General features: G+C 67.0%; 10 protein-coding genes. 6 read left to right on the top strand and 4 right to left on the bottom strand.

Annotation, left to right across the window (positions count from 1 at the left end; all coding sequences use genetic code 11):
• Positions 1-50: 50 nt before the first annotated feature.
• Positions 51-968 (bottom strand): hypothetical protein, encoded by a 918-nt coding sequence (locus M2421_RS02600; RefSeq protein WP_259203034.1) that lies wholly within the window; start codon positions 966-968, stop codon positions 51-53.
• Positions 969-1,150: 182 nt separating this feature from the next.
• On the opposite strand from M2421_RS02600, the gene M2421_RS02595 reads away from it, so the two are divergent.
• Positions 1,151-1,738 (top strand): DUF4124 domain-containing protein, encoded by a 588-nt coding sequence (locus tag M2421_RS02595; RefSeq protein WP_259203032.1) that lies wholly within the window; start codon positions 1,151-1,153, stop codon positions 1,736-1,738.
• Between the two features lie 36 nt (positions 1,739-1,774).
• Here M2421_RS02595 and M2421_RS02590 read toward each other — a convergent pair whose 3' ends face one another.
• The 3 genes from M2421_RS02590 to M2421_RS02580 all read right to left on the bottom strand — a co-directional run bounded on the left by M2421_RS02590 (position 1,775) and on the right by M2421_RS02580 (position 5,249).
• Entirely contained in the window at positions 1,775-2,890 is a 1,116-nt protein-coding gene (locus M2421_RS02590; protein WP_259203031.1) for a lysophospholipase, read from the bottom strand.
• A 19-nt stretch (positions 2,891-2,909) separates the two neighbouring features.
• On the bottom strand, positions 2,910-4,571 hold the full coding sequence (locus M2421_RS02585) for a type IV secretory system conjugative DNA transfer family protein (RefSeq protein WP_259203536.1): 1,662 nt from the start codon (positions 4,569-4,571) through the stop codon (positions 2,910-2,912).
• Between the two features lie 108 nt (positions 4,572-4,679).
• Complete coding sequence (locus M2421_RS02580; protein WP_259203030.1) at positions 4,680-5,249, bottom strand: hypothetical protein; 570 nt, start codon at positions 5,247-5,249, stop codon at positions 4,680-4,682.
• Between the two features lie 673 nt (positions 5,250-5,922).
• On the opposite strand from M2421_RS02580, the gene M2421_RS02575 reads away from it, so the two are divergent.
• Genes M2421_RS02575 through virB11 form a run of 5 tightly spaced genes read left to right on the top strand, consistent with a single transcriptional unit; the run spans position 5,923 to position 10,289 of the window.
• Entirely contained in the window at positions 5,923-6,249 is a 327-nt protein-coding gene (locus tag M2421_RS02575) for a hypothetical protein (protein ID WP_259203029.1), read from the top strand.
• Between the two features lie 14 nt (positions 6,250-6,263).
• Entirely contained in the window at positions 6,264-7,253 is a 990-nt protein-coding gene (locus M2421_RS02570) for a VirB8/TrbF family protein (protein WP_259203028.1), read from the top strand.
• A gap of 8 nt (positions 7,254-7,261) precedes the next feature.
• The gene (locus M2421_RS02565; RefSeq protein ID WP_259203535.1) at positions 7,262-8,026 is read left to right on the top strand and encodes a TrbG/VirB9 family P-type conjugative transfer protein; all 765 of its coding nucleotides are present in this window, start codon (positions 7,262-7,264) and stop codon (positions 8,024-8,026) included.
• Complete coding sequence (locus M2421_RS02560; RefSeq protein WP_259203026.1) at positions 8,023-9,237, top strand: TrbI/VirB10 family protein; 1,215 nt, start codon at positions 8,023-8,025, stop codon at positions 9,235-9,237. The genes M2421_RS02565 and M2421_RS02560 overlap by 4 nt, the downstream gene beginning before the upstream one ends.
• 14 nt (positions 9,238-9,251) lie before the next feature.
• Complete coding sequence (virB11, locus tag M2421_RS02555; RefSeq protein ID WP_259203025.1) at positions 9,252-10,289, top strand: P-type DNA transfer ATPase VirB11; 1,038 nt, start codon at positions 9,252-9,254, stop codon at positions 10,287-10,289.
• Positions 10,290-10,337 lie beyond the last annotated feature (48 nt).

Genomic DNA, 10,337 nt, shown 5'->3' with positions numbered 1-10,337 from the left:
GGTGCCGCGGGCCCAGGCAGCGGCGCGCGTCCACACACCGTCCTGCCTGCTCAGGCGACCACGGCCAGTTGGCCCGGCGAACCCGGTCGCAGCGCCAGCTTGTGGGTCACGTTGGTGATGCTGCGTCGGGGGTCGGTGGGGTGCGGCCGGGTGGACGTGTGGCTGTTGCCCTGCCGCCACAGCCCGAACATCACGATCTCCGCGCCCACCGGGAAGCGCTGCAGCCACGCGGCATCATCGTGACCCACGCTGACCTCGTAGAACTCCCGGCGATCCATCACCCCGGTCTTCTGGTATTTCGGCGCGCAGTTCAGATAGGTAGCGCCAGCGCCCGTGCCCGGAGGCGGCGAGCGGTGTGATCGCACCGTGCCGAGCAGGGCCATGGGCACCTCGTTGCTGGCCGCATCCAGCCGTGCCCAGGCCTCGTCGTAGCGCGCCGGGTCATGGAAGAACGCGTCCCAGGCCAGCTTCTTCTTGCCCAGCCGCAGCACCACGCGGTCGGCCAGCAGTGCGTCGTTGCCACACATCGCGCGCAGCACCAACAGCGTGGACAGGAGGCGCATCTGCTGCTCCGGCAGCGCGCCGCCGCCCCGTTTCAGGCCCTGGTGCAGCGCGAGCAGGCGCAGTTCGTGGCGGCCATCGTCCAGCCGCTGCACGAATGCCGGGTCGCTGGCCGCAGCGGCATCGAGCACTTCGGCCAGGTGCCCGGCCACGTTGTAACGGCACCCCGTTACGTGCGCCGCGCCCTTGTCCAGGGCGAAGTAACCGGGCATCGGGGCCGGGTACGCCGGATCCGTCTTCGGGCGCGGCCGCGCCGGCACGAAGATCAGCGGTGCGGCGCAGCCGGTGCTGTCGCAGAACAGCGCCGGCAGGGTCTGGGCGGCGTCGTGGCGCTGCTGCAGGCCGTCGACGCCGTGCACGGTGCCGTGCGAGCCGATCGCCCTGCGCATCTTGATGTCACCGCTCATCTCTAACCACTGCAGTACCGGGGCGCCACATGGTAGCCCCATCGGTGCCCATCGCCGCGTGGGCGGCTGCGGGCCGATGGGCGCGCCCCAGGCTCCGCTCGCTCCGTCGCCCCCGGGACACTGGCATCCCCGGCGTTGCTCGGGCAAGAATGGGCCATCACGGGACGTAACGGAGTACCTCCATGTACGCACGACGAATCGGGCTGGCGATGGCCCTGGGGTGCCTGGCGGCCGGCACCGCTGGCCAGGTCCACGCCCAGGTGTACCGGTGCACCGGCAGCAACGGCGAGACTGTCTATGCGCAGAACCCCTGCGGCGCCGGCGCGAAAGAGGTCAACGTGCGCTCCAACCGCGGCGCGACGCGCTCGTCCGCCGAGGTCGCCACGCGTACGGCGGTGTTCCGCTCCACCGACCTGTCCGATGCGTCCATCGCCGAACGCAACTGCGTGGCCTCGGCGCGGGCGAGCATCTTCGGCCCGGTGGACAGCCGCATCGCCGGCTACCAGCGCCAGGTGGGCGAGCTCAACCAGCAACTGGCCGCGCCGCGCGACAACCTGGCCAATGCCACCTATGAGTCCGGAGTGCGTACCCAGCTGGCCAGCCTGCAGCAGTCGATCAGCATGGAGCGCCAGACCGCCGAAAGCAGCCTCACCCAGGCCCGCGAACGGTGCGCCGACCAGCGTCGGGACCGCGAGGCGGCCATCGAGCGCAAGTATGCGGCCGATGCCGCGCAGCCCGAGGCCGGTGCGCCGGCCGCCGTCACGCGCTGAGGTATTGCCCGGCCAGCGCCGCGCGGGACCTTCCGGTCAGGGCTGCGTCACCGTCGACTGCACCAGGATCGCGCCCAGCACCTCGTCGTCGGAGAAGCCGCAATGGCCTTCGCCGGCACGGGCCAGCACCGTCGGCAGCGGATCGGCGCCCGCCTTGGCCGCCAGGGCGGGATAGACCGGTTCGAAGCGCGGGTTGATGGTCGGATCGTCGCGGTTGTACTGGATCACCAGCGGCCGCGACAGCGCGCCGGTCAGCCCCAGTTCGCGCCGCAGCGTCGCCTGCGCGGCGGGGTCGGCATCCAGCCGGCGCACCTCGGCATTGAATGCCGCGTCATCGCCGAATCCTGCATACACCGTGTCGCGGTTGCCGACCGGCATGCCGCCGCTGCGCTTGACCAGGTCGTGCAGCACCAGGGCATGCAGGCTGATCGTGCCGGGCAACTGCTCGGCGGTGACCTGCAGCCGCGTGGCCAGCCGTGCCGCCACCGTTGGCTGGGCCTGCAGCGCGCCGGCGATGGCCGGGTACAGGTCGGCCTGCGGGATCGAGGCAGCGGCCGGCGAGGCCAGCCCCGCCGCGGGCAGCCCGCGTGCGCGCGGGAAGAAATGATCGAAGGCGAGCAGGGTGGTCAGCGTCTCGCTGGCCAGCACCTCGCCGGGGAGGTTGGCCCCGCACAGCGAGGCGCCGCCCGCGTAGTGCTGCGGATAACGCTCCAGCGTGGCGATGGCCACCGCGCCGCCCATCGAGAACCCCAGCACCCAGGTCCGGCGCGTGGTCGGCTGGGTGGCGATGAAATGCGCGCGCAGGCGTTCGGTGTCGGCGATCGCATCGGCCACGGCCCAGCCTTGGCTGGCATAGCCGCTTTGGGCCACCGCGAAACCCGCCTTGAGCAGGGTGGCGGTCGACGGGTTGGCCGGCCAATCGGCAGGGCGTGGTGTGCCTGCCGGCTCGAAGCCATGCGCGAGCATCACCACCTCGCCGTTCCAGTGCGCCGGCAGATCGATGCGCCACGGCGCCCCCTGCAGCACGCCGTTTTCCGTGCGCGCCGTAGCGGCCGCGTTGCTTGCCACCGGCGCATCGTGGGCGGCGGCGCTGGCCGCCAGTGCGCCCAGGCCCAGGCAACATGCGAAGGTGAGGGCGGCGTGGCGGCGCATGGCGGGTGGGCTCGTGGCCTCAGTGCTGCAGGGTGAGCGGCTTCACCTCGGCCTTTTCCAGCAGGCGCTTGGTGAAGTAGCTGTCCTTGTAATACTTGATCTTGGCGCACAGCACCGGGTGCGGCAGGCCTTCGTACAGCACGATTTCCTTGTCCGGCCCCATCGCCTTGAGCTCCTGCGGGAGCATCAGCGCGCGCCGCTCCAGGACCTCGTTGTCCGACACGGAGCTGGACGGCCCATGCGAGCGCGTGCGCGAACGGCGCTGGACCGTCGTATAGCCCAGCATCTCGGAATAGTCGTTCGCATCCTGCTGTTCGCGCGGCGCGTAGATGATCTGCAGCGCGTGGTTGGTGATGATCGTGCGCGACAGTTCCTTGCCATACACCGCATCCAGCTGCGCCATCGACTGGATGATCGGCAGCAGGCGGATGTTGTAGCCGGCCATGTACGAGACCGCCTTGGAGATGATGTCCACGCGGCCGATCGAGGTGAATTCGTCCATCAGCAGCAGGCACTGGTGCTTGAGCGCCTTGTCGTTCTGGGGCAGCGTCTTGGTGTTGACGTTGATCAGCTGGCTGAAGAACAGGTTCACGATCAGGCGGCTCTCGGCCAGCTTGTTCGGCTGGATGCCCACGTAGATGGTCATGCGCTTGCGGCGCACGTCGTCAAGGCGGAAATCATCGCCACTGGTGGCCGCGTCCAGCACCGGGTTCAACCACGGGTTGAGCGGCTCGCGGAACGAACCGATGATCGAGGCGAAGGTCACGTCCGCCTGCGACAGCAGGCCGGCGAAGGCGGTGCGCGCCTGCGCGCTGAGGAACGGCGCCTCGGCCATCTTCTGCAGGTACGGCTTGAGCTCGGTGCCGTCGCCGGAGGACAGGCGCAGCACCTGGCCCAGGGTCGGCTTGGGCGAGCCGGGCAGGGACTCGGCCTGCTCGAACAGATACAGGGTGAAGGCAAGGAAGGCGTTGCGGGCCTGGCCGGTCCAGAACTTGTCCTTGTCATCGCCATCGGGGTACAGCATCGCGCCGATCGCCTGCAGGTCGGACACGCGGAACGCGGGGTCGTTGGACACGTAGGTCAGCGCGTTCCAGCGATGCGAGCGGCGGTCTTCGGCAAACGGGTTGAACAGGTAGATCTCATGCCCGATCGACTGGCGCCAGCCGGAGGTCAGGTCGAAGTTCTCCTGCTTGATGTCCAGCACCACCGCCGATTCGCGGTAGTCCAGCAGGTTGGGGATGACCACGCCCACGCCCTTGCCCGAGCGCGTCGGCGCGGCCAGGATGACGAACTGCTGCCCGGTAAGGCGCAGCAGCTTGCCGTTCATCTGGCCCAGCACGATGCCGTCGTCCTTCTGCTTGAAGAAGCCCTTGCTGGCCAGGTCCATCATCCCGGCGAAGCGCGCCTTGCCGTGGATGTTGCTGTGGCTGCGCAGCTTGAACATCATCACCGTGACGGCCAGCCAGCCGGCGAACATCAGCACGGCCGAGATGGCGCCAGCGGCCTTGATGCGCCCCGCGTAGGGCATCACCTGGGGGTGGTTGAGGTTCTTGACGTACTGGTAGTACGTGCCGAACTTGGTCGCGCCGGTATCCAGCCCGAGGAACAGCAGGGTGAGCAGACCAGAAAGGTAGAGTGCCGCGATGGCCAGGATCACCGCCAGCACGGCGGAGATCAGGATACGGGGATTGTTCAAGGCGATTCCTTCGACTCGGACGTGCGTGCGTTTGCAGAGGGGGGCAATGATGCCACGCCGCCGGGTTGCCCGCGCGGCGTGGGGGGGGCCGCGTTACTTCGCCTTCGGGGCCGGGGCGGCGCCGCTGCCATCGACCAGGAGGTAGTCGCTGTTCTTGCTCCAGCGGCGCTGGTCATCGGCCAGCTTCACGCACGGCGTCCCGTCGCAGGAGGTGATGGACACCTGCTGCAGGGCTTCGAGCACCTGTGCGTCCACCTGCGCCCGTTGCGCACGCTGCACGTTGTTCCATGCGGTGTAGGCGGTGGCGCCGATGATCGCGGCCGAGGCCAGTGCGATCGCGATCAGTGATTTCCAGGCCAGGGCGCGCATCCGCGATGCGGCGGACAGGTGCTCGCGCTGCAGCTGGTCGGCCAGCTGGCGCAGGCGATCCCCGGATTCGGCGATGGCTTCCACCGCCGCCGGGATTTCCTGCGAGAGCGCTTCGCGCACCGCACTTCGCGCGCTGTGCGCCAACTCCGCGCGTCCAGCGGCAACGCCCTGCCCAACGTCGGCGGCCGCCTGCCGCAGCTCGGCGGCGGCGTGCTTCTGGTCGGCAATCGCCTTGTCACATTGCTGTGTCAGGTGTCCCGCAAGCAATGCGGAATTGGTGACGAACTCTTCCATCCGTGTCTGATCCACTACGCACCTGTCGAAATCAGGGGGGCCATCTAGGCGGGAGACGCATGTTGCCAGATTGGAATGACGCGCGGCGACTCTGATGCGTGTCACACATTGTAAGAATTATCTGACAGTGTTCAGTGCTTGTTCGTAAATCGTTCGCATGGCATATTGCCATTTCGATCAACGCTGTGACTCGTCCGCGTGAAATATTCTTCACAAGAAGAATCCTTCACATCCCGGTCGTGTTCGCCTCGTATGATTTCGTGTGAAGGTCTGGTGCAGCTTCACGGGGAATGAAGCGATTGCCACGTTGTGTAGCAGTCGATGGTGTAGTCGGAAAAGGAATTTCCAGATGATTGATGTCAAACGGGGAAAGAAGAGCGGGCCGCGGCCTGCCAAGGTTCTTCCGGGGTGTGGGAGCCCCTTGCCGTCGCTTGCACGCGGCAAACATCGCACTGAAATCCAGTAGTGGTACGTACTGCTTGCTCCCCCCGGGGGGAGTGTCGGGCAGCGATCTGCTGCATACAAAAACTATGTCTACGGTGACTTCGTGAACTGCAGTAAGCCGAATAGAAATGTGATGGCCGTCGCATTACTCTCTCTGACCGCCGTCCTGGCAGGGTGCGCTACGCCGCCGGCGTCCGAGCCGCGTGGCAAGTGGATGCCGGTCAATCGGATGTCCGAAACGACGATCGCCATTCCCTTGAACCAGTCCTACATCTACCAGGCCGCGCCGATCGACAAGACCCTCAAGGGCCTGGTCACGCGCTGGGCCAAGGATTCGGGGCTGACCCTGTCCTACCAGCACCCCAACGACTACACGCTGTACGGCCCGGTCGCCAAGATCCGCACCTCCAGTGCGGGCGAAGCGGCGGCGGCGTTGTCGGCGGCCTATGCCCCGCAGGGCGTGCTGGTCACGGTCGACAACGCACGCATCACCGTCAGCGTCGCTGGTGCGTCCGCCGCAGCGGGGGCTTCGGCCGCCGATGCCTCTGACCAGTAGTCGAGGCGCCCCGCATGTTCGGTAAAAAGAAAACCACCTCGCCCGAAATCGACCGGGCCGTCTCCCAGGGCGTGAACTTCGAGATCACCCTGGCCGAGCGCGCGCGTCGCAGCGAGCGGCGGGCCTGGATGGTCGCCTGGGCGGCCATCCTGATGTCGCTGCTGCTGGCCGGCGGCTACTTCCTGTTCCTGCCGTTGAAGGAAAAGGTCCCGTACCTGGTCATGGCCGATCCCTACACCGGCACCGCGTCGGTGGCACGCCTCACCGGCAACTTCGCCGACCGCGAGGTCACCGCCGAAGAAGCGATCAACAAGAGCAACGTGGCGCAGTTCATCCTGGCGCGCGAGTCCTACGATTCGGGCCTGATCGGCCAGCGCAACTGGCGCACCACGCTGTCCATGGCCGGCCCGGCGGTCGCGCCGGCGTACATGGCGCTGCACGCCGAGAGCAATCCGGAACGCCCGTTCCGGCTGTACGGCGCGTCGCGCGCGGTCAATGTCCGCATCCTCAGCATCGTGCTGATCGGCGGCGGGGAAGGGCGCGTGCCTACCGGCGCCACGGTCCGCTTCCAGCGCACGGTGTATGACAAGAGCAACGGGCGTACCCAGCCGCTGGACAGCAAGATCGCCACGATGGAATACACCTACGACAAGACCATGCGCCTGAGCGACGAAGACCGCCTGGCCAATCCGCTGGGGTTCCGCGTCACCAACTACCGCGTGGACAACGACTTCGCGCCCACGCCGACCGCACCGTCTGCGGCGGTGTTCCGTCCCGATGGCGCGGCTGCCGCCCCGATGCAGGCCGACCCGGCTGCTGCCGCGCAGGTGGCTTATCCCGGCGCCGTGCCGGCACCCGGCAGCGTGCCCGGTGCGGTGCCTGGCGCAGTGCCCGGCGCGGCACCCGGCGTGATGCCGGCGCAGGATCCCAATACCGGCGCATTGCCACCGATGCCAGCCGAACAGATGAACGCACAGAGTCAACAAGGGGGAGTTGTACGATGAGTAGCCCGATGCAGGCGTTCCTGCGCGGCGGCCTGGCTCTGCTGATGATGGCGGGCCTGGCACTGCCAGCCTCGGCCAAGGTCGTGGAAGAGTACGAATACGGCGCCGACAAGGTGTACACCATCCGCACCGGCCTGGGCATCACCACCCAGATCGAGCTGAGTCCGCATGAAGAAATCCTGGACTACAGCAGCGGCTTCGGCGGCGGCTGGGAAATCAGCCGGCGCGAGAACGTGTTCTACCTCAAGCCCAAGAATGTGGACGTGGACACCAATCTGATGGTGCGTACCGCGGCCCATTCCTACATCTTCGAACTGAAGGTGGTCGCCACCAACTGGCGCGCCCTGGAAGACGCCAAGTCCTCCGGCGTGCAGTACAAGGTCCGCTTCACCTACCCGGCCGACACCCTGTTCGCCGCGCAGGAGGAGAAGAAGGAAGACGAAGCCGTCTCCGAGCTGAGCACCGACGTGGTGCCCGGGCGCGACTACTACTACAACTACGATTACACCTACCGCAAGCGTCAGCCGACCTGGCTGGTGCCGGCCTCGGTGTATGACGATCGTCGCTTCACCTACCTTCGCATGGGCGACCGTTCGCGCTTCCCCAGCGGCAATTTCCCCGCGGTATTTGCGCGTGACAGCAAGACGGGCGAGGAGTTCATCGTCAACTCGACCATCGAAGGGGACACCATCGTGGTGCACGGCACCTACGCCTATCTCGTCGTGCGGCACGGCGACAATGCAATCGCCCTGCGCAGGAGGCCGGAGCTGTGAATCAGATTCCTCCCAACGAGCATGACCACGAGCCCGTACCGGCTGGCGCCCCGGCGCCCGCGCCGGCGGACTACTCCAACCCGTATACCCGCCGCAGCCAGGGCGCCGAGCCGGACCTGGACGGTGAGTCGTCGCCGTACCTGCGCGCCGACGACGTCCAGCGCCTGAACCGCAAGGCGCTCGCCTTCCTGGCGGCGATCGTGCTGGCGCTGGGTGCGCTGGCCATCTGGATCTTCTCCGGCGGCCTCTCCTCCGACAAGGAAGAGGTCAAGAAGGCGCCCAGCGCGCAGGTTGTCATTCCTGCCGCGCCGCGCGACCTGCCGGAACTGCCGCCGGAACAGCCGGTCGCCCAGGCCCCGCAGATGGTCGAGCAGCTGCCGCCGTTGCCGGTGGTCGATGACAGGCCCGAGCCGATGCTGATGGGCGACAACGGCGGTCCGCGCCAGCCCGAGCCGATGTCGCTGCTGGAGCGTCGCATGCTGGACGCCGGTGCGGCCCAGGCCGCCGCGCAGGGCGAGGGTGAGGCACAGCCGCCGTACCCGATGATGCCCGGCATGCCCGGTGCCCAGGCCGCGCCGCCGCCGCGTCGTGCCGCCGACGGCCCGACCAGCGCACAGCCGCTGTACAAGCCGAGCACGCTGCTGCTGCGCGGTACGTACATCCGCTGCGTGCTGCAGTCCCGCGTGATCTCGGACTTCCCGGGCTACACCTCGTGCGTGGTCACCGAGCCGGTCTACTCGTTCGATGGCAAGCGCCTGCTGCTGCCGCGCGGTTCCAAGATCCAGGGCTCCTACGGCGGGGACGACACCATCGGTGACCGCGTGGCGATCGTGTGGGATCGCATCACCACGCCCACCGGCCTGGACGTCAACATGAAGAGCCCGGGCGTGGACAACCTCGGCTCGGCCGGCAATCCGGGTTACTACAACGCGCATTGGGGCCAGCGTATCGCCTCGTCGCTGCTGATCAGCATCCTGGCGGATGCCTTCAAGTACGCCGCCGCGGAGAATGGTCCGGAGAGCTCGACCGTCGTCAACGGTGCCGTCGTGCAGAACCCGTATGAAAGCGCCACCGCACGCACCATGGAGCGCATGGCCAACGTCGCCATGGAACGCAACATGGCCCGTCCGGCCACGGTGACCATCAATCAGGGCACGATCGTGAACGTCTACGTCTCCCGCGACGTCGACTTCTCGGCCGTGATCCGCTGAGCGAAGACACTGTAATGAGCAGCGAAACGGCCACCGTCGCCAAGGTCTCCAACGATTTCCTGGATTATCAGTACCATATCCTGGGAATCGGCGAGCACATGCAGTCGTCCGACGTGACCGAAATCTGTATCAATCGGCCGGGTGAGCTGTACCTGGAAACCCGCGACGGTTGGCACCGCGCCGATGCCCCCACGCTCACCTATGAGCGTGCGCGGCAGTTCTGCACCACGGTGGTCAACGAGAGCAACACCGGCCAGCGCATCACCGATGCCGACCCGATGGTCTCGTTGACCTTCCCGACCGGGCAGCGTGCGCAGTTCGTGATCCCGCCCGCCTGCGATTCGGGGCGGGTCTCGATCACCATCCGTATGCCGGCACGGTTCGGCAAGTCGCTTGAGCAATACGAGGAAGACGGCTTCTTCAGCGAGATCCTCGAGCAGGCGCCCACGTTGAGCGACCACGACCGCGAGCTGGTCGAACTGCGTGCCCAGCGCGACTACGCCACCTTCTTCAAGAAGGCCGTCCAGTACCACAAGAACATCGTGGTCTCCGGTGCCACCGGCAGCGGCAAGACCACCTTCATGAAGTCGCTGGTCAACCACATCTCCCACCAGGAGCGCCTGGTGACCATCGAGGATGCGCGCGAGCTGTTCCTGGCGCAGCCCAACGTGGTCCACCTGCTGTATTCCAAGGGCGGGCAGAGCTCAAGCAACATCACCGCCAAGTCGTGCATGGAAGCATGCCTGCGCATGAAGCCGGACCGCATCATCCTGGCCGAGTTGCGCGGCGATGAGTCGTTCTACTTCATCCGCAACTGCGCATCCGGCCACCCCGGCTCGATCACCAGTTGCCACGCCGGCAGCACCTCGCAGACCTGGGACCAGCTCGCGCTGATGGTAAAGGCCTCCAACGAAGGCTCGGGCCTGGAGTTCGAGGTCATCAAGCGCCTGCTGAAGCTCACCATCGACGTGGTGGTGCACATCAAGGCGCATGCCGGCCGCCGTTTCATTACCGGGATCGATTTCGATCCCACCCGAGGGCTCGCGGAATGACCGGTATCGCTACCAGCGTCATCCGCGGACGCTCGCCTGCGTTGCGTG

It is taken from the genome of Stenotrophomonas sp. BIGb0135, assembly GCF_024810105.1.
Taxonomy (GTDB): Bacteria; Pseudomonadota; Gammaproteobacteria; order Xanthomonadales; family Xanthomonadaceae; genus Stenotrophomonas; species Stenotrophomonas maltophilia_AB.
This window is presented reverse-complemented; position numbering and strand designations above follow the sequence as displayed.